This is a genomic window from Streptomyces sp. CNQ329 (assembly GCF_000482585.1).
This window is the reverse complement of the sequence record NZ_AXVU01000019.1, coordinates 88337-109471: the sequence shown is the minus strand read 5'-3', so window position 1 is coordinate 109471 and position 21135 is coordinate 88337. Positions and strand designations below refer to the sequence as shown.

The 21135-nt window shown below is 73.6% G+C and carries 15 protein-coding genes and 1 pseudogene; 12 read left to right on the top strand and 4 right to left on the bottom strand.

Annotated features, from left to right (window positions below; translation table 11 throughout):
• Positions 1 to 72: 72 nt before the first annotated feature.
• The 8 genes from I003_RS0115195 (at position 73) to I003_RS0115160 (ending at position 9905) form a co-directional block, all read left to right on the top strand.
• Positions 73 to 1794: an ABC transporter ATP-binding protein gene (locus I003_RS0115195; protein ID WP_486584233.1), complete on the top strand. Its 1722-nt coding sequence runs from the start codon at positions 73 to 75 to the stop codon at positions 1792 to 1794.
• A 29-nt stretch (positions 1795 to 1823) separates the two neighbouring features.
• A complete protein-coding gene (locus tag I003_RS0115190; RefSeq protein WP_027772306.1) occupies positions 1824 to 3053 on the top strand; it encodes a DUF4032 domain-containing protein in 1230 nt (409 codons plus the stop codon).
• Between the two features lie 152 nt (positions 3054 to 3205).
• Positions 3206 to 4456 carry a histidine kinase gene (locus tag I003_RS0115185; protein WP_027772305.1) on the top strand — a complete coding sequence of 417 codons (1251 nt, stop codon included), beginning with the start codon at positions 3206 to 3208 and terminating at the stop codon, positions 4454 to 4456.
• Positions 4457 to 4503: 47 nt separating this feature from the next.
• Positions 4504 to 5286, top strand: a complete 783-nt coding sequence (locus I003_RS0115180) for a LytR/AlgR family response regulator transcription factor (protein WP_027772304.1) — start codon at positions 4504 to 4506, stop codon at positions 5284 to 5286.
• Between the two features lies 1 nt (position 5287).
• On the top strand, positions 5288 to 5902 hold the full coding sequence (locus I003_RS0115175) for a hypothetical protein (RefSeq protein WP_027772303.1): 615 nt from the start codon (positions 5288 to 5290) through the stop codon (positions 5900 to 5902).
• A gap of 25 nt (positions 5903 to 5927) precedes the next feature.
• Entirely contained in the window at positions 5928 to 7721 is a 1794-nt protein-coding gene (locus I003_RS0115170; RefSeq protein ID WP_027772302.1) for a sodium/solute symporter, read from the top strand.
• Positions 7722 to 7893: 172 nt separating this feature from the next.
• Complete coding sequence (locus I003_RS0115165; protein WP_027772301.1) at positions 7894 to 8268, top strand: DUF485 domain-containing protein; 375 nt, start codon at positions 7894 to 7896, stop codon at positions 8266 to 8268.
• Positions 8265 to 9905: a sodium/solute symporter gene (locus tag I003_RS0115160; protein ID WP_027772300.1), complete on the top strand. Its 1641-nt coding sequence runs from the start codon at positions 8265 to 8267 to the stop codon at positions 9903 to 9905. The genes I003_RS0115165 and I003_RS0115160 overlap by 4 nt, the downstream gene beginning before the upstream one ends.
• Positions 9906 to 10131: 226 nt before the next feature.
• Here I003_RS0115160 and I003_RS0115155 read toward each other — a convergent pair whose 3' ends face one another.
• Positions 10132 to 11043, bottom strand: coding sequence for a LysR family transcriptional regulator (locus I003_RS0115155; RefSeq protein WP_027772299.1), 912 nt, complete (start codon positions 11041 to 11043; stop codon positions 10132 to 10134).
• A gap of 152 nt (positions 11044 to 11195) precedes the next feature.
• On the opposite strand from I003_RS0115155, the gene I003_RS32290 reads away from it, so the two are divergent.
• Both I003_RS32290 and I003_RS0115145 read left to right on the top strand, forming a co-directional pair.
• Positions 11196 to 11432: a hypothetical protein gene (locus I003_RS32290; RefSeq protein WP_051368261.1), complete on the top strand. Its 237-nt coding sequence runs from the start codon at positions 11196 to 11198 to the stop codon at positions 11430 to 11432.
• Between the two features lie 143 nt (positions 11433 to 11575).
• Positions 11576 to 13096 carry a sulfatase-like hydrolase/transferase gene (locus I003_RS0115145; RefSeq protein ID WP_027772298.1) on the top strand — a complete coding sequence of 507 codons (1521 nt, stop codon included), beginning with the start codon at positions 11576 to 11578 and terminating at the stop codon, positions 13094 to 13096.
• A gap of 20 nt (positions 13097 to 13116) precedes the next feature.
• On the opposite strand, the pseudogene I003_RS34850 reads toward I003_RS0115145, so the two are convergent.
• Positions 13117 to 13655, bottom strand: a pseudogene (locus I003_RS34850) (excinuclease ABC subunit UvrA); the annotation flags it as partial.
• Positions 13656 to 13722: 67 nt separating this feature from the next.
• Positions 13723 to 14157, bottom strand: a complete 435-nt coding sequence (locus I003_RS0115130; protein WP_027772295.1) for an STAS domain-containing protein — start codon at positions 14155 to 14157, stop codon at positions 13723 to 13725.
• 375 nt (positions 14158 to 14532) lie between these two features.
• On the opposite strand from I003_RS0115130, the gene I003_RS0115125 reads away from it, so the two are divergent.
• Positions 14533 to 16566, top strand: coding sequence for a family 20 glycosylhydrolase (locus I003_RS0115125; RefSeq protein ID WP_486584230.1), 2034 nt, complete (start codon positions 14533 to 14535; stop codon positions 16564 to 16566).
• 171 nt (positions 16567 to 16737) lie between these two features.
• Positions 16738 to 18753, top strand: a complete 2016-nt coding sequence (locus tag I003_RS0115120) for an elongation factor G (protein ID WP_027772293.1) — start codon at positions 16738 to 16740, stop codon at positions 18751 to 18753.
• A 95-nt stretch (positions 18754 to 18848) separates the two neighbouring features.
• Here I003_RS0115120 and I003_RS0115115 read toward each other — a convergent pair whose 3' ends face one another.
• The gene (locus tag I003_RS0115115) at positions 18849 to 21104 is read right to left on the bottom strand and encodes an alpha-N-acetylglucosaminidase (protein WP_027772292.1); all 2256 of its coding nucleotides are present in this window, start codon (positions 21102 to 21104) and stop codon (positions 18849 to 18851) included.
• Between the last annotated feature and the right edge of the window lie 31 nt (positions 21105 to 21135).

The following is a 21135-nucleotide window of genomic DNA, read 5'->3' as shown; positions in this document are numbered from 1 at the left end:
TCCCGGTGAGATCGCCGGAGGTGCGCAGTGGCCGTGGACGAGACCCCCGAAGCAGGCACGCCGCCCTGGCGGATGCTGCTCGCGTACGCGCGTCCGCACCGCTGGGCGTTGCTCGCCGGAGCGCTGCTGTCCCTGGCGACGGGCGCCACGGGACTTGCGCTGCCGCTGGTGGCGCGGTCGCTGATCGACGACCTGTCGCATGACCGGCCCATCGCCGGGGCGCTGGTCGTGATGTCGGTGCTGGTCGTGGCCAACGCCGGGGTCGGGGCACTGGGTTCGTACGTGCTGCGGCGCACCGCCGAGTCGGTGGTGCTGACGGCGCGGCGCAGGCTCAGCTCGTATCTGCTGCGGCTGCGCATTGCGGCCGTGGACCGCACGGAGCCCGGGGATCTGATGGCCCGGGTGACGTCGGACTCCACGCTGCTGCGCGAGGTCACCACCGACACCCTCGTCGGGCTGGGCACCGGCGGTCTGACCGCCGTGGCGACGCTGGTGCTGATGGGTGTCGTCGATCCCGTGCTGCTCGCGGTGACCGCGGGGGTGATCGTCGCGGCCGGCACGGTCATCGGCGTCATCGTGCCGCGCATCAACCGTGCGGCGAAGCGGGCGGCGGAGTCCGTGGGCCTCATGGGCGCGGCGCTGGAGCGGGTCCTCGGCGCGTTGCGCACGATCAAGGCGTCCGGCGCGGAGCACCGCGAGGAGCAGGCGGTGCACGCCGCGGCGGAGGAGTCGTGGCGGCAGAGCGTGCGGGCCGCCAAGTGGTCGGCCCTGGCCGGGAACACGGCGGGGCTGTCCATGCAGGTTGCGTTCATCACCGTGCTGGCGGTGGGCGGTGCCCGGGTGGCGACCGGGTCGATCGACGTCGGCACACTGGTCGCCTTCCTGCTCTACGTCTTCTATCTGATGTCGCCCATCCAGCAGGTGGTGAGCGCGGTCGCGCAGTACCAGACGGGGGCCGCGGCGCTGGAACGCATCCGCGAGGCGCAGCAACTGCCCGCCGAGCCCGTCGCGGAGCCCGCGCCGCTGCCGCAGCCGGGCGCCGAGCCGGCGTCGCTGGCCTTCGAGGACGTCCGCTTCCGGTACGCCGACGACCTGCCGTACGTGCACCACGGCGTCAGCTTCGCGATACCGCCCCGCGGCATGACGGCGTTCGTCGGACCGTCGGGAGCGGGGAAGACGACCGTGTTCTCCCTGATCGAGCGGTTCTACGAGCCGACCGCAGGGCGCGTACTCCTCGACGGCGCCGACGTCACCCGCTGGGAGATACCCGCTCTGCGGGCCGCCATCGGGTACGTGGAGCAGGACGCCCCCGTGCTCTCGGGCTCACTCCGCGACAACCTGCTGCTCGGCAACGCCGCGGCCGGCGACGACGACGTGCGGGCGGTACTGAGGACCACCCGCCTCGACTCCCTGGTGGCCCGGCTGCCGCAGGGCCTGGACACCCTCGTCGGCCACCGCGGCACCAAGCTCTCCGGCGGCGAGCGCCAGCGCGTCGCGATCGCCCGCGCGCTGCTGCGCAGGCCGCGGCTGCTCCTGCTCGACGAGGCGACGTCGCAGCTCGACGCGGTCAACGAGGCGGCCCTGCGCGACACCGTCGCGGAGGTGGCGCGCAGCACCACCGTGCTCGTCGTCGCCCACCGGCTGTCGACGGTCACCAGCGCCGAGCGGATCGTGGTGATGGACGCCGGCCGGGTGCGGGCCGTGGGCACGCACACCGACCTGGTCGCCGGCGACCGGCTCTACGCGGAGCTGGCGACCACCCAGTTCCTCGCCGCCTCGGCCGGCACCGCATGATGGAGGGCGAGCGACCGAGGAGGACCGCCGTGCGCCCGGAACTGCAGATCAGCGCCACCAACCCGGAGCATCCCGCCGCGCTGCTCGACCTGCCCTGGGAGCTGCCGCTCGACGCCTGGCCGCAGGACTGCCTGGTCGACCTGCCGCGTGGCATCTCACGGCACGTGGTCCGCTTCGCCGAGGCCGGTGCCGAGGTCGTGGCGATCAAGGAGGTGCCGGAGCGCGCCGCACGCCGGGAGTACGAGCTGCTGCGCGACCTCGACCGCCTCGGCATCCCCGCCGTGGACGCGCTCGCGGTCGTCACCGGCCGCACCGGCGCGGACGGCGAGCCGCTGGAGCCGGCGCTCGTCACCCGGCATCTGGTGGGCTCGCGGCCGTACCGGGCGATGTTCGAGACCACACTGCGCCCGGGCACCGTGAACCGGCTGATGGACGCGCTGGCGGTGCTGCTCGTGCGGCTGCATCTGGCGGGCTTCGCCTGGGGGGACTGCTCGCTGTCCAACACCCTCTTCCGGCGGGACGCCGGCGCGTACGCCGCCTACCTGGTGGACGCCGAGACCGGGCAGATCCAGCCGCGGCTGAGCAACGGCCAGCGGGAGTACGACATCGAGCTGGCCCGGATGAACATCTCGGGCGAGCTGATGGACCTGGAGGCATCCGGGGCCCTGCACCCGTCGATCGACCCGATCCCCTTCGGAGCGGCCATCGCCGAGCGTTACGGCGGCCTGTGGCACGAGCTGACCCGGCAGTCGGTCTACCCGGCCGACAAGCGGCACTACATCGAGCGCCGCATACGCCGCCTGCACGACCTGGGCTTCGACGTCGCCGAGATGCAGATCACCCACTCGCCGGGCGGTGACACGGTCTCGTTCGTGCCCAAGGTCGTCGACGCCGGTCACCACCAGCGCCAGTTGCTGCGGCTGACCGGCATGGACACCGAGGAGAACCAGGCCCGCCGGCTGCTGAACGACCTGGAGAGCTGGATGGCGACCCAGGACGACTACGCGCCCGGGGATCCGCTCGGCGCCCGGCCCGAGGTGCTCGCGCACCGCTGGGTGCGGGAGGTGTTCCGGCCGACCGTGAGGGCGGTGCCGCCGGCCCTGCGCGGCCAGCTCGACCCGGCCCAGATCTACCACGAGGTGCTGGAGCACCGCTGGCTGCTGGCCGAGCAGAGGCAGCAGGACGTGGGGCTCGACGCGGCGGTCGCCGACTACGTCGAGAACGTGCTGCCGGGCTCCGTGGCCGGCACCGCCGGCTGATCGCGCGGCCCACGCCCCGGGCCGCCACGTCCCGGCCGTCGACGATCCGGCCGCCCGTCGCCGCCGCGGCCGGCGGCCCGGCCGGGAGCACGGCCCGACGACGCCCGCTGCCGCCGGACGCCCCGGCGCGGTAGCGTCCGTCCATGCCCGGGATGTCGGCCGCCACCGCCGCGCTGCTGCTCGGAGCCGTCGTGGTGCTCTGCGCCGCCGCGGCCTTCATCGGCGTGCACGTCGCGCGCAACCGGCAGTACGGCACGCCGCAGGAGCGCGCCGCGTACGAGACGCTGCACACCGCGTCCCTCGCCGCCCCCGCGCTGCGCGCCGGCCTCACCGCGGAAAGCGCCCGCCGCGCCGCCCCCCACCTGCGCGACCTGCTCGGGGCTCCCGCCCTCGCGCTCGCCGACGGCGAAGGAGGGCTGCTGGCCTGGGACGGCCCCGAGGGCAAGCCCGGCCACGACCACTCCGAAGCCGTTCCCGGCGCCGCCGCGCAGGTCACGGAGAGCGGCCGTACCCAGGTCATCGGCCCCCGCGAGGTGGCCTGCACCTGGCCGGACTGCCCGCTGCGGCACGCCGTGGCGGTGCCGCTGGCGGTCGCGGGCCGGGTCGACGGCGTGCTCGCCGTCTTCACCTCCCAGGCATCCGCGGGCCTGGTGCGCGCCGCCTCGGAGGTGGCCCGCTGGGTCTCCGGTCAACTGGAACTGGCCGAGCTGGACAGCTCCCGGGCCGCCGCCAGCGAGGCGGAGCTGCGGGCGCTGCGCGCGCAGATCTCGCCCCACTTCATCTACAATTCCCTGTCCACCGTCGCCTCCTTCGTACGCACCGACCCGGAGCGCGCCCGCGAGCTGATCGTGGAGTTCGCCGAGTTCACCCGCTACTCCTTCCGTCGTCACGGTGACTTCACCTCCCTCTCCGAGGAGCTGCGCTGCATCGACCGCTACCTGCTGCTGGAGCGCGCCCGCTTCGGCGGCCGGCTGGAGGTGTCGCTGAGGGTGGCGCCGGAGGTGCTGAGCGTCGTGGTGCCGTTCTTGTGCCTGCAGCCGCTGGTGGAGAACGCCGTGCGCCACGGGCTGGAGAAGAAGCCGGGACCCGGCCGGCTCACGATCACCGCGGCGGACGGCGGCAGCGAGGCGCTGATCAGCGTCGAGGACGACGGCGCCGGCATGGCGGCGGAGACTCTGGCCCGCACCCTGGCCGGGGATCTGGCCGAGCTGGCCGAGCTGACGGGGGACGCGCCACGGGCGCCGGGCATCGGGCTGCGGAACGTCGACGAGCGGCTGCGGCAGGTCTACGGCGACGCCTACGGCCTCGTCATCGAGACCGCTCCGGGCGCCGGGACGAAGGTGCACGTCCGGGTGCCGAAGTTCCATCCGGACGCGGTGCAGGGCGGCCCGGGCGGGATGTGAGCGATACACGGGTTTCGCTGCCGCCGCGCCCCGCATAGGGTTCCCGCATGCTGCACACTCTCGCCGTCGACGACGAGGAGCCTGCCCTGGCGGAGCTGGCGTACCTGCTGCGCCGCGACCCGCGGGTGGCCGAGGTGCAGACGGCCGGCGACGGGCAGCAGGCGCTGCTGGCCCTCGACCGGGCGCTGGCCTCGGGCCGCTCCGTGGACGCGGTGTTCCTGGACATCGGCATGCCGGGCCTGGACGGGCTGGCGCTGGCACGGCTGATATCCCGGTTCGCGCAGCCGCCGCGGGTGGTGTTCGTCACCGCGCACGAGGACCACGCGGTGGAGGCCTTCGCGCTGCACGCCGCGGACTACGTGCTCAAGCCCGTGGCGCCGGAGCGGCTCGCGGAGGCGGTGCGCCGGTGCGCCCAGTCGGCCGCGGAGCCGGTGTCCGGGGAGCAGCCGGAGCAGGGCGGCGCGGCCACGGAGCGCGCGGCGGCGCCGGACGAGGTCATCAGCGTCGAGCTCGCCGGCGTCACGCGTTTCGTGCAGCGCAGCGAGGTGCTCTACGCCGAGGCCCAGGGCGACTACGCGCGGCTGCACACCGCCGGCGGCAGCCATCTGGTCCGCATCCCCCTCGCGACGCTGGAGGAGCGGTGGGGGGCGGCCGGGTTCGTCCGCATCCACCGCAGTCACCTCGTCGCCCTGCACCACGTGCGCGAGCTGCGCATGGAGGCGGGGCGTACGTACGTCGTGCTCGGCGGGCACGCGCTGGCGGTCAGCCGGCGGCACACCCGGCAGGTCCGCGAGATGCTGGTCCGACATCCACCGACGGCGGCGGTGTGACATGGCGGGCGATCGGGGGATCTCCGCACCGAAGGACGGCACGCGCAAGGGCGGCACGCTGAGCGGCCGGGTGGCGAAGGCGGGCATCCGCAAGGGCGGTAACCGCAAGGACGGCACCCGGGAGAACGGCACGAGGGAGAGCGGCCGGGACGGCGCCGGGAACGCGGCGGCGCCCGGGTCCCCCGTGCCGCACAGCCGCACCCCGCAGACCGCCGCCCCGCCGGAACCCGCCGAGCCACCGCCCCGCGTGACCGTGGCACACCCCCGCACCCTCGCCGCCCGCAGCTCCCAGCCACTGCCCGGCAGCCGCGCCCTCGTCGCCGACGACCTGGGCCGGCAGACCCCGCTGGGCGACGTCTACCTCCGCTCCCTCATGCGCACCCAACTGCGCCTCGCCGCCCTCGTCGTCGGCGCCCTCGCCGTCGTGCTCGGCTTCCTGCCGGTGCTGCTGGCGACGGTGCCCAGCGTGCGCGACACCACGCTGGCCGGCGTGCCCGTGCCCTGGCTGGTGATCGGGGTCGCGGTGCACCCGGTGATCCTCGCGCTCGCGTGGGTCTACCAGCGTCAGGTGCGCAAGAACGAGGCCGAGTTCGCCGACCTGGTCGAGCGGTCGTGACCGCAGTCGTGACAAGGCACCGCACGTGAACACCGTCCAGCCCGCCGTCGCCGTGGCGGTCGTCTGCGTCGCCACGGCGCTGTTCAGCGTGTACGGGCTGCGCCCCGGCCGCGCCACCTCGGACTTCTACGTCGCTTCCCGCGCGGTGACGCCGCTGCAGAACGCCTCCGCCATCGGCGGCGAGTACCTGTCGGCGGCGTCCTTCCTCGGCATCGCCGGCCTCGTGCTCGCCTACGGCGCCGACATGCTCTGGTACGGCGTCGGCTACACCGCCGGCTATCTGGTGCTCCTCGCGTTCGTGGCGGCGCCGATGCGCCGCTCCGGCGCCTACACCGTCCCGGACTTCGCCGAAGCCCGGCTGCAGTCCACACGCGTGCGGCAGCTCGCTTCGGTGCTGGTCGTCCTCATCGGCTGGCTGTACCTGCTGCCGCAGCTCCAGGGCGCCGGACTGACGCTGCGCACCGTCACCGGCGCCCCCCTGTGGGTCGGCCCGGTGGCCGTCGCGGCGGTGGTGGTGACGACCGTCGCCTCCGGCGGGATGCGCAGCGTCACGGCGGTGCAGGCGTTCCAGTACTGGCTGAAGCTGACGGCGCTCGCGGTGCCGGTGATCTTCCTGCTGCTGGCCTGGCGCGCGGACGGTGCGCCGTGGCCGGACGCCGACGCGCCGCCGCGGTTCCGCGACACCACGACGGTGACCGTGCACCAGGCGGTCGACGTACGGGTCGAGGATCCGGTACGGGTCACGGTGCACGGCCGGCTCGACGGCGAGCGGCTGGACGGGGAGCGGGTGCGCATCGGCCCCGGCGTGCACGCGATCGGCACGGAGACCCGGGTGCGCTTCCCCGCCGGCGCCGACGTACCGCACCCGGTGGACGAGGAGCCCGTCGACGGCCTGAACTGGACGCGCCCGCTGTCCGGTACGGAACACCCCGGCTACGGCACGTACTCGCTGCTCATCGCCACCCTCTTGGGCACCATGGGCCTGCCGCACGTCATCGTCCGCTTCTACACCAACCCCGACGGCCCGGCCGCCCGCCGCACCACCTGGACCGTGCTGTGGCTGCTGGCCGCCTTCTACCTGCTGCCGCCGCTCTACGGCGCCCTCGGCCGCCTCTACACCCCCGAACTCCTCATGACCGGCCGCACGGACGCCACGCTGCTGCTCCTGCCCGACCGGCTGCTCGGCGGCGGCCCGGCCGCGGCGGTCCTGGGCACGCTGCTGACCGCCGGCGCGTTCGCGGCGTTCCTGTCCACCGCCTCCGGCCTGACGATGTCCGTGGCGGGTGTGCTGGGGCAGGAGCTGGAGCGCAGACGGGCCCGGAGGGCGACGGCACCGCCGGGCAAGGCGGCCGACGCCCGCGCCGAGGTACGGGCGACCGTGCTGCGGCTGCGGCTGGCCGGGGTGGCCGCCGCGGCGGTGCCGTGCCTGGCGTCGCTGGTGGTCGTGGAGCGGCCCGTCGCGGACGTGGTGGGGCTGGCGTTCGCGGTGGCGGCCTCGTCGTTCTGCCCGCTGCTGCTGCTGGGCATCTGGTGGCGCGGGCTGACGCCGCAGGGAGCCGCCGCCGGGCTGCTCACCGGCGGCGGGGCGGCGCTGGTGACGGTGGCGGCGACGATGTTCGGCGTGCAACTCGGCGGCTGGCCGGGGGCGTTGCTCGCACGGCCGGCGGCGTGGACCGTGCCGCTGGCGTTCGCGGTCATGGTGGGGGTCTCGTGGCTGACGCGGCGCAGCGTGCCCAGCGGTACGGCACACGCGCTGCTGCGGCTGCACGCGCCCGAGACGCTGAACCTGCCGCGCCGCCCGGGGCGTACGGCCGGCTGACGGACCGCCTACGGCCTCCCGGCCGACCGCTCGTCGTGCCTTCACTACCGCTCGGCGCATCCGCGCCGCCGTTCACCCCACGGCGGCTCCGCGGCGGCTCCCGCGGCGGCCCGCACGCTTCTACGGTGGCCGCGCCCGGCCCGTCCGGACACCCCCGTCCCCGAAGGCGCCCATGGAGGCCGCGATGAGCAGCACACCCCCGACCGGCAGATCGCCGGACGTGTACGAGGAAGTACAGCAGAGCGAGGAGTTCGGGGAGCTGCGGCGCACGCACCGATCGTTCGCGTTTCCGCTGACCATCGGATTCATCGCCTGGTACCTGCTGTACGTGCTGCTGTCGAACTACGCCGGCGGCTTCATGGACACCGAGGTCGCCGGCAACATCAACGTGGCGTTCGTCCTGGGCATCCTGCAGTTCGCCACCACGTTCGCCATCGCATGGTGGTACGCGCGGCACGCCGCCGCGAAGCTCGACCCCAGGTCCGAGCAGCTCAAGGCCGAGGTCGAGGGCCGGGTTTCCGGCAACAGCACGGAGGTCGGAAAATGACGGGCGCCACCACGAGCGCGCTGCACATGGTCGCCCAGTCGGATCCGGGCGAGCACCGTACGCTGATCGTCACGCTCTTCTCGGTGTTCGTGGCGTTCACCCTGGCGGTGACGGTCTGGGCGGGACGCAAGACGAAGGACGCCACCGACTTCTACGCCGGCGGCCGCTCGTTCACCGGCTTCCAGAACGGTCTGGCGATCTCCGGGGACTACATGTCCGCGGCCTCCTTCCTCGGCATCGCCGGCGCCATCGCGCTGGCGGGTTACGACGGGTTCCTGTACTCCATCGGCTTCCTGGTCGCGTGGCTGGTCGCGCTGCTGCTGGTCGCCGAACCGCTGCGCAACTCCGGCCGGTTCACCATGGGTGACGTCCTGGCGTACCGGATGCGCCAGCGTCCCGTACGCACCGCGGCCGGGGTGTCCACCATCGTCGTGTCGATCTTCTACCTGCTGGCGCAGATGGTCGGCGCGGGCGCGCTGGTCGCCCTGCTGCTGGGGATCACCGGCGAGGCGGGCAAGAACCTCATCGTGGTCCTCGTCGGCCTGGTGATGATCCTCTACGTGACCATCGGCGGCATGAAGGGCACCACCTGGGTGCAGATCATCAAGGCCGTGCTGCTGATCCTGGGCACCCTGCTGATCACGATACTGGTGCTGGCGAAGTTCGACTTCAACATCTCCCAGTTGCTGGGCGCCGCCGCGGACAACTCCGGGAAGGGCGCGGGGTTCCTGGAGCCGGGGCTGAAGTACGGGGTGAACACCACCTCGAAGATCGACTTCATCTCGCTGGGCATCGCGCTGGTGCTGGGCACCGCCGGTCTGCCGCACATCCTGATCCGCTTCTACACCGTGCCCACCGCGCAGACCGCGCGTAAGTCCGTGCTCTGGGCGATCGGCATCATCGGCGGCTTCTACCTGATGACGATCGCGCTGGGCTTCGGCGCCGCCGCGCTGATCAAACAAGAGACGATCATCGAGTCCAACGCGGCGGGCAATACGGCGGCACCACTACTCGCGGAGGAAGTCGGCGGCGGAGCCGGGTCCACCGGCGGCGCCATCCTGCTGGCGATGATCTCCGCGGTCGCGTTCGCCACGATCCTCGCGGTCGTCGCCGGACTGACGCTGGCCTCGTCGTCGTCGTTCGCGCACGACCTGTACGCCAACGTCATCCGCAAGGGCAAGGCCACCGAGAAGGAAGAGGTCGCCGCGGCGCGGATCGCCGCCATAGCGATCGGCGCGGTCGCCATCCTGCTGGGCGTCTTCGCGGGCAGCCTCAACGTCGCCGGGCTGGTGGCGCTGGCCTTCGCCGTGGCGGCGTCGGCGAACCTGCCGACGATCCTCTACAGCCTGTTCTGGAAGCGGTTCACCACCCAGGGCGCGCTGTGGTCGATCTACGGCGGCCTGTTCACCTCGGTGTTCCTGGTGCTGTTCTCCCCGGTGGTCTCGGGCAAGGAGACCAGCATGTGGCCCGGGGTCGACTTCCAGTGGTTCCCGCTGGAGAACCCGGGTCTGATCTCCATCCCGGCGGGCTTCATCCTCGGCTGGCTCGGCTCGATCCTGTCCAAGGACGAGGACGCCACCGGCAAGAAGTACGCCGAACTGGAGGTCCGCTCCCTCACCGGCGCCGGCGCCCACTAGGCGCCCGCCGCCCGGCCGGCGCGGGTCGTTCCGACGACCCGCCCGGCCACGCCGGTTCACCACCGGCTCCGAGCGGCGGCCGGCCGGCGGTTGCCCGAGCGCCTGCCGTCCGGTCGTCACCCACCCCCCTCCCCGGGGGGCGGGGCTCCCTCCTCCGCCCCGCCCCCTCCCCCACACCCGCGGGCCCGCGGGGTCCGTGCATTCCACGGGCCCGCGGGCCCTCGGGTTACCCGACCGTCTCCTTCGCCCGTATGCGCAGCGCGTCGAGCGCGGCGCGCACCGCGGGGCTGCCCGTCGCGCCGCGCCGGGTGACCGTGAGGAACGTACGCGACGGGGTCGGCGCCCCGGTTATCCGCAGCCGGCGGACCGAAGGCACCCCGGAGAGCTGCGCGAGGCGGGGTATGAGCGCCACTCCGAGGCCGTTCGAGACCATCACCGCCGTCACGGACCAGTCGCACGCCTCATGGGTCACGTTGGGCCCGAAACCGGCGGCGCTGCAGGCCGCGAGCACGTGCTGACGCGACCAGACGCCCGGTGGGCCGATGATCCACCGCTCCCCCGCCGCCTCGGCGAGCCCGATGCCGGCGCGCCCGGCCAGCGGGTGGTCCTCGGGCACGACCAGGTCGAAGGGGTCCTCGATGAGCGTCTGCTGCTCGAAGCGCCGGTCGCCCTGGGCCGGGGCGTCGGCGGACGCCTCCACGACGGAGAGGTCCGTTTCGCCGTCGAACAGCAGGTCGTAGCAGTCCGCCGGTTCCGCCTCGCGCAGCCGCACGTCGAGCAGCGGGTGCTGCGCGCGCAGCGCTCCGGCCACCGGCGCCAGCAGCCGGCACATCGCGCTCGGGAACCCGGACATGCGCAACTCCCCGGCCGGCTCCTCGTCGAGCGCGTGCAGTTCGGCCGCCGCCCGCTCCCACTGCGCCTCGATGATGTCGGCGTGCGCCAGCAGCCCGCGCGCGGCGGGCGTGAGCCGTACCCGGCGGCCCTGCGGTTCCAGCAGCCGGGCGTCCAGTTCCCGGGCCAACTGCCGGATCTGCTGGGAGGCGGCGGAGGGGGTCAGGTGGAGCGACTCGGCCGCGGCGGTCACGGTGCCGTAGTACGCGACGGCGCGGAGCACGCGCAGCCGGCGCAGGTCAATCATGTAGGCCCTCCTTCACGATGCCGTCCATAAATCCAACCTAGACCTGAACGGATCAGGATTCCATGCTGGAGGCGAGGCAGCGCGGGCCCGGGCCGACGGGCCGCGGCCGGACGGCAACCGCCGGAGCGTACGGCGGGGAGAGGACATGCGACGTGTTCGAGGGCCACTGCCCCTACTGCGGCTGGGCGGACAGCACGCCGTTCCAGACGGTCTCGCGTCACGGTACGGGCGAGGGGATGACGATCTGGACCCGCTGCCAGTGCGGCTCCCTGCAGATGCGCACGGTCGACGCGGCCGGCGGCCGCATCGTCACGCGCGGGCGCCCGGCCGCGGACGCGGTCGCGGGCCGGACGCGAGAACCCCTCGGCAGCAGGCGGCGACGCAGGTAGAAAGGTGCCATGACCACTGACGAACCGGCGCACACGGTCGCCGGGATACCCCGGGCGCGCGCGGTGTGGCCCTCTCCGGACCACCGCCGTCCCCCGCCCCGGACACGTCGCCCGCCGTCCGCCCCCGTCAGGAAGCGCACCGTATGACGCAGCCCGCCCGCCGCCCCAACATCCTGCTCGTCACCAGCGACCAGCAGCACTGGAACACCCTCGGACGCGGCAATCCCGAGATCCGCACCCCGCACCTCGACCGACTCGCCGCCCAGGGAACCGCCTTCGAGCGCGCGTACTGTCCCAACCCGACCTGCACCCCGACCCGCGCCTCGATGATCACCGGGAAGTACCCCAGCCAGCACGGCGCATGGACACTCGGCACCAAGCTGCCGGAGGACCAGCCGACGCTCGGGCAGCACCTGGGCGCCGCGGGGTACGCCACCTCGCTGGTGGGCAAGGCGCACTTCCAGCCGCTCGCGAGCACGGAGGAGCACCCCTCGATCGAGTCGTACCCGCTCCTGCAGGACCTGGACTTCTGGCGGGACTTCCACGGCCCCTACTACGGCTTCGACCACGTGGAGCTGGCCCGCAACCACACCGCGGAGGCGCACGCCGGACAGCACTACGCGCTCTGGCTGGAGCAGCAGGGGTGCGCGGACTGGCGGCGGTACTTCCGGCCGCCGACCGGCACCCTGGACCCCGGCGTCCTGCACACCTGGCCGATCCCCGAGGAACTGCACTACAACGCCTGGATCGCCGAGCGCACCGGCGCGCTGCTGGAAGGGTACGCCGAGCGGAACGAACCGTTCTTCTGCTGGGCCAGCTTCTTCGACCCGCACCCGCCGTACCTGGTGCCCGAGCCCTGGGACCGGATGTACGACCCGGACGCGCTGACCGTGCCGGAGGCCGCCGCGGGCGAACACGACGCCAACCCGCCGCACTTCGGCCTCACCCAGCAGGACCGGCCGGACTTCTCGCCGTGGCAGGAGTCGGGACAGTACGTCCACGGCTTCCACTCCCACCGGCTGCCGGCCGCGGAGCGGCGGCGGCTGGTGGCGACGTACTACGGGATGGTCTCGATGCTCGACGCGTACGTCGGCCGGATCCTCGACCGGCTGGACGCACTGGGCCTGGCCGAGGACACCCTCGTGGTGTTCACCACCGACCACGGGCACTTCTTCGGCCAGCACGGGCTGCAGGCCAAGGGTGCGTTCCACTACGAGGACCTGCTGCGGGTGCCGTTCCTCGTCCGCCGGCCCGGCCGGGTGCCGGCGGGCCGCGTCTCCTCCGCACTGGTGTCGACCGTCGACCTGGCGCCGACGTTCCTGGAGCTGGCGGGACTGCCGGTGCCCCGGGAGATGACGGGCGTCAGCCAGGCGGAGGTCTTCACCGGCGCCGCGCCGAGCGCGCGGGACCACGTCGTGTGCGAGTTCCGGCACGAGCCGACGGCGGTCAGCCTGCGCACGTACGTCGACGACCGCTACAAGCTGACGGTCTACCAGGACAGGACGTACGGCGAGCTGTTCGACCTGCACGCCGATCCGGGCGAGACGCGCAACCTGTGGAACGATCCGGGGAGCGCCGGGCTCAAGTCCGAGCTGCTGCTCCGGTACATCTGGGCGGAGCTCGGCAAGGAGCCGATGTGGATGCCGCGGGTGGCCGCGGCCTAGGCGCGCCCCCCGGGGCCGGTTCAGTCCCGTTCGACGTACTCGCGCAGATGCTGCGCCGTGAGCGTGTCCGCCTCCGCGACCAGGGCGGCCGGGGTACCGGTGAACACCACCCGGCCGCCGTCGTGGCCGCCGCCGGGACCGAGGTCGATCAGCCAGTCGGCGCGCGCCATGACGGCCTGGTGGTGTTCGATGACCACCACCGGGTCGCCGTCGTCGACCAGCCGGTCCAGCAGCGCCAGCAGCTTGTCGACGTCGGCCATGTGCAGCCCCTGGTCGGCTCGTCGAGGAGGTACGTGGCCGCCTTCTCGGCCATGTGGATGGCCGGCTTCAGCCGCTGCGGCTCCGCGCCGGAGAGGGTGTTGAGCGGCTGGCCGAGGCGCAGGTAGCCCAGGCCGACGCCGGCGAGCCGGCCGAGGACGGCGTGCGCCTGGCCGGCGGGGAAGAAGTCGTGCGCCCCGGCGACCGACGTCCCCAGCACCTCGCTGATGTTCTTGCCGCGCAGCGTGTACCCGAGCACCTCGGGGGTGTAGCGCTTGCCGTCGCACTCCTCGCACACGGCGCCGGCGGGGCCGGGGCCCGGGGGGCGCTCTCTGCTGCCTGCGCTGCACACATGAGCGACATCCTCATCAAAATTGACTAGCGGCCGCTCCCGGGTCTTCCTCGGGCAGGGCGTCCGCCAGCGTCGCCACCGGTGCGAGCATGCCGAGCAGGCCGCAGCACCGCAGAATCCGGTACGCGGCGATGCTCTCGGGGCAGACCACCCGCAGCTCGCCGCCGCGGTCTCCGGTGCGCCGCCGGGCCCGTACCAGCAGCCGCAGCCCCGAACAGTCCAGGAACTCCGTCCCGCACAGATCGATCACCACGCGCGGCGCCGCCGCGCCGGTGATCACATCGAGGTACGGCTCGAGATCGAGCAGGGCGGCGAGGTCGATCTCGCCCTGCAGCTCAAGCACCGTGAATCCGTGCAGCCGGTAGCTCCGCGCGAAGGGCGACTCCACCCGGTCGGCATGATCGTCACCGCCGGTACGCCACGAAGCTCCGGTCACGTCGTCTGTGTACACCACGTGCTCCCCCCACGGGGCCCGTTCTGCCCAGCCGGGGGCAGGCAGCCGAGGTCATAGTCACCGGGGTCCTGGGTGGACCGCCAACCGTAGTGCGGCATGTCGGGACAGGGGCAAGGTTGGCGCAAACGAGCCGGTCAAGATTCCCTCGACCGGGCGATTAATTCACAAACAGCTTGACCGATCCTCACACGATATGGCAATGGGCCGTCACCACATCCGGTACGGGCACGGAAGTCCACGCCGCGCGGGACTTCCGTCCATGGCCGCGGTCGCCGACTCCCTGGTACGCCTGGGCAGTTGCCGTCGTCCCAGGGAGCCGCCATGCCGCAGGAGAGCCCAGCGCCAGCACCGCGCACCCCGTCCGCACCTACGATGCCGCACCCCGGGGCGTACGCCCGCCGCCGGGCCCGGCTTCCCCGCACCCGCGCCCTGTGGCTCGCCGCCGCCGCCGGGATGCTGCTCTCCCTCGCCCCCGGCGCGCCCGCCGGCCAGGCCGCGGAGCCCAACCCCGCGCCCGTCACGATCCCCTCGGTGCGCTCGTGGGAGGGCGGCCAGGGCACGTGGGAGCTGACCCGGCACAGCCGGATCGTGCTGGACCGCGACGACGCCGGGAAGCTGGCGCCCACCGCGGCGACGCTCGCCCGCGAGCTGGACCTCCAGGAGGGACTGCGCCCGCGGATCGCCACCGGACGCCCCGGCCCCGGCGACATCGGCATGTCCCTCGGCGGCTCCGCCCCCTCCCCCGAGGGCTACGAGCTGGACCTCGCCGACTCCGCCCGGATCACCGCCCCGGACCGGCGCGGCGTGCTCTACGGCACCCGCACCCTGCTGCAGGCGCTGCGCACCGGCACCGAGCGGCACACGGTCGCCCGCGGCACCGTGCGCGACCACCCCACCCACGGCGAGCGCGGCACGATGCTCGACGCGGGCCGCAGGTACTACTCCCTCGACTACCTCAGACAGCAGATCCGCCAGCTCGCCTGGTACAAGCTCAACACCTTCCACCTCCACCTGACGGACTGGAACGGCTACCGCATCGAGAGCGACAAGTACCCGGAGATCGTCGCAGAACAGCACTACACCAAGCGCGAGTTGCGCGATCTGGAGGACTACGCCGCGCGCTACGGGGTGACGCTCGTACCCGAGATCGACCTGCCCGGGCACGCGGTCACCCTCGGCGACGCCCGCCCCGACCTGGCGTTCGCCTGCGAGTCGATGGCCCGGCCGGACAACGGCTGGGAGGGATCCGACCGCGGCCACTGGACGCTGGACTACACCAAGCCGGAGACGCGGCGCTTCGCCCGCGAACTGGTGGCCGAGGTCGCGGGCATCTTCGACAGCCCCTACCTGCACATCGGCACCGACGAGGTCCCGCTGCGCCCGGCGCAGGAGGCGTGCCCCGAACTCGTCGCGTACCAGGAGAAGCAGGGCTACCCGTACCCCGGCGACGTGCTGGTGGAGTTCATCGACGACCTGGGCGCGGCCGTGCGCGCCGAGGGCAAGACGGCGCAGGTCTGGCAGTGGTGGGACTTCCAGCAGCCCACGAGCATCGAGCCGGACAAGCGCACGGCGGTCACCGAGTGGCTCTCGCCCCCCGGCGGCCGGGCCGCCGCGGGCTACCCGACGGTCGGCATGGAGGAGAGCAAGCTGTACATGAGCGCCGGATTCGGCGCCACGCCCGGTGACTACGCCTTCTTCGACGTACGCGACGTGTACCGCGACTACCCGTTCGAGGCGGCGCCCGGCATCCTCGGCTACCGGATGGCGCGCTGGTCCGACCGCACCTACGAGTACTCCAACGGCTGGGTCGACTACTTCGCCCGCCGCCCGCTCGCCGTCGTCGCCGACCGCACCTGGGCGACGCCCGCCGGCTCACCCGTCCAGCCGTTCCTCGACACCTACGACCGCGTCGGCGACGCGCTGCCGCTGACGACGTCCGACCCGGCCGACCCCGAGACCCAGATCGGCGCCAACTCCGGCCTGTACGGGCAGGAGGGCTGGACGGCGACGGCCACCAGCGAGGAGAGCGCCGGCGAGCCGGGCGGCGCCGCGCGCGCCGTCGACAACGACCCGTACACCCACTGGCACAGCGACTACGGCGCCGCGCTGCCCCAGCAGTTGTCCGTCGACACCGGCGCCCAGCGCCGCCTGGCGGGGGTGCGGTACATGCCGCGGCAGGACGGCGGCGTCAACGGCCGGGTCGAGGACTACGAGGTGCTGGTCTCCGCCGACGGCGAGCACTGGCGGACGGTCGCCGCGGGCAGCTTCCCCGAGGACCGCACGGAGTTCACCGTGCCGTTCCCGGAGGTGGAGGCGAGGCACGTCGCGCTGAAGGTGCTCAGTGAGCACGGTGCGTCGGACACCTTCGCCTCGGTGGCCGAGCTGGACGCGGTACGCGCCCGGTAGCGGTCCGCCCGCCGCCGAGGCGTTAATTCGGTTGCCGTGCCCGGCCGGCCGCTGCTCCACTGGCCGGGCACGGCAGACCCATGTCACCGGACGGAGAGGAAACGCGCATGCGCGCAGCGTTCATGTCCACCCAGCAGGCCATCGCCATCCACACAAGGGACATGACGCTTCGTGCACACGCTGAACCTGGGAATCCTGGCCCATGTCGACGCCGGTAAGACCAGCCTGACCGAGCGGCTCCTGCACGCCGCCGGCGTCATCGAGGAGGTGGGGAGCGTCGACGACGGCAGCACCCGCACCGACTCCCTCGCGCTGGAACGGCAGCGCGGCATCACCATCAGGTCCGCCGTCGTCTCCTTCGCGCTCGACGGCATCACCGTCAACCTCATCGACACGCCCGGACACCCGGACTTCATCGCCGAGGTGGAGCGGGTGCTGCACGTGCTCGACGGGGCGGTGCTCGTGGTCTCCGCCGTGGAGGGCGTGCAGGCGCAGACGCGCGTGCTGATGCGCACGCTGCGGCGCCTGGCCATCCCCACCCTGGTCTTCGTCAACAAGACCGACCGGCGCGGTGCGCGCGGGCACGCGCTCGTACGCGACATCGCCGGCAAGCTCGCGCCGGGCGCCGTCGCCATGGGCACCGTGCAGCAACGGGGGACCCGCGCCGCCGCGTTCACCCCGTACGGCCCGGGCCACCCGGACAACGCGGCCTTCACCGCCCGGCTGGCCGACGTGCTCGCCGTGCACGACGACGCGCTGCTCGCCGACTACGTCGCCGACGAGGCGGCGGTGACGTACCGCCGGCTGCGCAAGAGCCTCGCCGAGCAGACGGCCGGCGCCCTGGTACACCCGGTGTACTTCGGCTCCGCCGCGACCGGCACGGGTGTCGCGGAGCTGACCGCGGGCATCAAGGAACTGCTGCCGGCACCCGCCGGGGACACCGGCGCACCGGCCGCGGGCACGGTCTTCAAGGTCGAGCGCGGGCCGGGCGGCGAGAAGGTCGCATACGTGCGGATGCTCGCCGGTACGGTACGCACCCGCCAGGAGCTGGCGTACGGCGACGGCGATCGCGCCCCCGCGACCGAGAAGGTCACCGGCGTGGAGGTCTTCGAGCAGGGCGAGGCGGTGCCGTCGGACGGGGTCGGTGCCGGCCGCATCGCGATGGTGCGGGGCCTGGCCGGGGTGCGCATCGGCGACGCGGTGGGCGCGGCCGTGGGCCGCGCGGACCACGCGCGGCGGCACCACTTCGCGCCCCCGACGCTGGAGACGGTGGTGGTGCCGGACCGGGACGCCGACAGGGGCGCGCTGCACACGGCGCTCTTCCAGCTCGCCGAGCAGGACCCGCTGATCGCGCTGCGCCAGGACGACGTCCGCCAGGAGCTGTACGTCTCGCTCTACGGCGAGGTGCAGAAGGAGGTCATCGGCGCCACGCTCGCCGACGAGTACGGCCTGCCCGTCTCCTTCCGCGAGTCGTCCGTCATCCACGTCGAGCGGCTGACGGCCAGCGGCTCGGCGTACGAGAAGGGCGACACGGACACGAACCCCTTCCTGGCCACGGTCGGGCTGCGCGTGGAGCCGGCGCCGCCCGGCACGGGCGTGGTCTTCGCGCTCGCGGTCGAGCTGGGCTCGATGCCGTACGCGTTTTTCAAGGCCGTGGAGGACAGGCTCCGCGCGACGCTGCGCCAGGGCCTGCACGGCTGGGAGATCCCCGACGTGCGGGTGACGATGACCCACTCCGGCTACTGGCCCCGGCAGAGCCACGCCCACCAGGGCTTCAGCAAGTCCATGTCGAGCACCGGCGCGGACTTCCGCGGCATCACGCCGCTGGTGCTGGCGGACGCGCTGAAGCGGGCGGGCACACGGGTGCACGAGCCGGTGCAGCGGTTCCGGCTGGAGGCGCCCGAGGACGCGGTGCCCGCGCTGTGGCCGGTGTTCGCGGCGCTGGGCGCGGTGGTCGACGGACAGGAGGTGCGCGGCGGGGCGGCGGTGCTGGAAGGGGAGATTCCGGCGGCGCGAGTGCACGCGCTGGAGCGGAAGCTGCCGGGGCTGACCCGGGGCGAGGGCGTGCTGGAGACCGCCTTCGGCCGCTACCGGGCGGTGCGCGGCCCGGCCCCGGTCCGGCCGCGCACCGACCACAACCCGCTGGACCGCAAGGAGTATCTGCTGCACGTCCAGCGGCGGGTGTGAGAGGCGGTACGGGTACGGGGTGGTGGCCTCCCCCGTACCCGTACCGCGGCTCTGCCCCCGCCGCCGGCCCGGAGGCGGCCGGCCCGGAAGGCGGCTCAGCGCGCGAGCGCGGCGAGGGGGGCGCGGGCCAGGACGCGCACGGCCTCCTGGGCCAGCGCGCGGATGTCGCCGCGTGGCTTCTCGGGGTAGCGGTCGCGGCGGCGCGCCCAGGCGTCCTCGTGGGCGAACCAGTCGACCGCCGCCGGCTCCGCACCGGTCGCCAGTGCCGTGTCGAGCGTGGCGAAGTAGGTCTTCCAGCGGCCGTGGTAGAAGTCGCCGAGCAGTCCCTGCCATTCGCGGTTCGCGTAGTCGTGCAGCCCGGCCTCGCTGCCGGCGCGCGGCCCCCAGGTGGTGATCAGCGAGCGCGCGTCGTACTCCAGCCGGTCACGCTCGGCGCGGTCGGCGCCCCAGGCCCGGGCCTCGGCGAGATACCGGCCGAGCAGGTGCTGCGGGTCGGTGCCCACCACCCGGTCCAGCAGCAGGATCAGCTCCAGCCAGGCGGAGGTCAGTTCACGCAGCCCGCCGCGGTCGCCGGCCTCGTACGCCTCCTTGATCCGTGCCAGCAGCGGGCGGCTGCGGTTGGCGAGCGCCTGTCTGGCGACGTCCATGAGGTCGTAGCGATAGGCGGCGGAGCCGCGCAGCCCGGGGGCGGCGGCGAGGAGTTCGGTGAGCGCGCGGTCGAAGGCGGCGATGTCGTAGCGGTCCTCCTGCGGACTCCAGGCGGCGGCGCTGCGGACATCGAGACCGGGACGGGCGCAGAAGAGGCTGTCGGCGCCCTCGCTCCAGGAGTCGGCGCGTGTGGTGCCGTACGCGGTCTGGCGCAGCACCTGCCAGGCGGCGGCCGCGTGCGGGTCCTCGGCGCCGTAGCGTGCGGTCGCGTACTCCCGGAACCAGGCGTCGAGGTCGATCCGGCCCGGGGTCCAGGCGAGTTCGGTGAGCAGGGACATCGCGGCGGCGTTGTTGTCGGCGCCCTCGGGCATCATGGCGATGCCGGCCAGCGCACTGCCGGGCTTGTCGCGCCAGGCCGGGTAGAGCGAGGCCCAGTCGGGGGTGTTGGCGCCGAGGGAGGTGTGGCCGCCGAAGTTCCAGATGGCGCCGAAGGCGTAGGGGGTGCCGAGCCAGTCGGCCTCGCGGTCGGTGACGGAGGGGAAGCGGTCGGAGAGTCCGTCGAGGATGAGCATCCGGTCGCGGTCGACGGCGTCGAGGATCTCCGGGCGCGGGTTGGTCTGCCAGCCGAGGATCGCCCAGAGGGCGTCGGGATGGGCGCGCCGGAGCGCGGTCTCCACGGCACGGGCGGCGTCGCCCACGGGTACGCCGCCGGGGTCGCCGCCCTCGTGCAGCAGGTCCATCTTGTACAGGCCCGCGGGGCCGAGCAGGTCGCGCTGGTGGCCGTAGAAGGCGGCGGCGACCTCGGCGAAGTGCGGGTCGCGGGGGTCGAGCCAGCCGGGGCGCTCGAAGCCGACCCAGCCGCCCTGGGGGACGACGTGGGCGCCGGGGTTCTTCTCGGCGAAGCCGTCGGGGACGGTGCCGAAGTAGCCGGGGAGCACGGGCGTCATGCCCAGCTCGCGGACGCGGTCGGTGATCCGGGCGCCCAGTTCGGCGCGGAGCCGCAGCAGCCGGGCGGAGACGGGGCCGCCGAAGTACGCCATGTTCTGCAGCAGCCACCAGGGCTGGTGCGCGGGGGCGGGGATCCAGGCGCGCATCTCCTCGTCGGAGTAGCCGAAGGCGCGGAAGGTCTCGTAGTAGACGGCGTCGGTGCCGGCGCAGACCAGCACCTCGTTGACGCCGTGCAGCGCGAGCACGTCGAGGGCGCGTTCCCAGGCGGCGAAGTCGCGGTAGGCGCCGGTGTAGCCCTCGTTGGTGTCGTTGTAGGCGAAGCGGTGCGGCACGTGCGCCTCACCGGTGAGCGGGGTGCCGGGGGCGGGCAGCCGTGCGGGCAGGTCGAGTTGGTCGCCGTTCCAGGAGATGTGCGCCCGGGCGGTGCGCTTGAGGTAGGCGCCGGCGCCGGTGAGCAGGGCGCCGGTACCGGTGGCGGCGACGGCGATACGGCCGCGGGAGCCGGTGACGCGGTAGCGGTCGGGGCCGCCGGCGGGGAGCAGGGACAGCTCGAACTGACGGTGGTGGCGGGGCAGCAGCCGGGCGAGCGCCTTGCGGGCACCCGCGGTGCGGTCGCCGCCGTCGCCGTCTTCGTCGTACGGGCCTTCCCCGCCGCCGCGCGCCGCCGCCGGGGCGGCCAGGCCGAGGGCCGGCAGCAGCGCTGCGCCGCCGGCGACCGACGTCCCTGCCAGGAAGTGCCTGCGGTTCACGCTCATGGGTGTCCTCCGGGAGGTCGGTGATCGGGCC

Coding starts and splice junctions, on each gene's coding strand:
- I003_RS0115145 (WP_027772298.1), top strand. CDS start 11,576: ATGACGCAGCCCGCCCGCCGCCCCAACATCCTGCTCGTCACCAGCGAC.
- I003_RS0115165 (WP_027772301.1), top strand. CDS start 7,894: ATGGAGGCCGCGATGAGCAGCACACCCCCGACCGGCAGATCGCCGGAC.
- I003_RS0115175 (WP_027772303.1), top strand. CDS start 5,288: ATGGCGGGCGATCGGGGGATCTCCGCACCGAAGGACGGCACGCGCAAG.
- I003_RS0115125 (WP_486584230.1), top strand. CDS start 14,533: ATGCCGCACCCCGGGGCGTACGCCCGCCGCCGGGCCCGGCTTCCCCGC.
- I003_RS0115180 (WP_027772304.1), top strand. CDS start 4,504: ATGCTGCACACTCTCGCCGTCGACGACGAGGAGCCTGCCCTGGCGGAG.
- I003_RS0115115 (WP_027772292.1), bottom strand. CDS start 21,104: ATGAGCGTGAACCGCAGGCACTTCCTGGCAGGGACGTCGGTCGCCGGC.
- I003_RS0115160 (WP_027772300.1), top strand. CDS start 8,265: ATGACGGGCGCCACCACGAGCGCGCTGCACATGGTCGCCCAGTCGGAT.
- I003_RS0115195 (WP_486584233.1), top strand. CDS start 73: ATGCTGCTCGCGTACGCGCGTCCGCACCGCTGGGCGTTGCTCGCCGGA.
- I003_RS0115185 (WP_027772305.1), top strand. CDS start 3,206: ATGTCGGCCGCCACCGCCGCGCTGCTGCTCGGAGCCGTCGTGGTGCTC.
- I003_RS0115155 (WP_027772299.1), bottom strand. CDS start 11,043: ATGATTGACCTGCGCCGGCTGCGCGTGCTCCGCGCCGTCGCGTACTAC.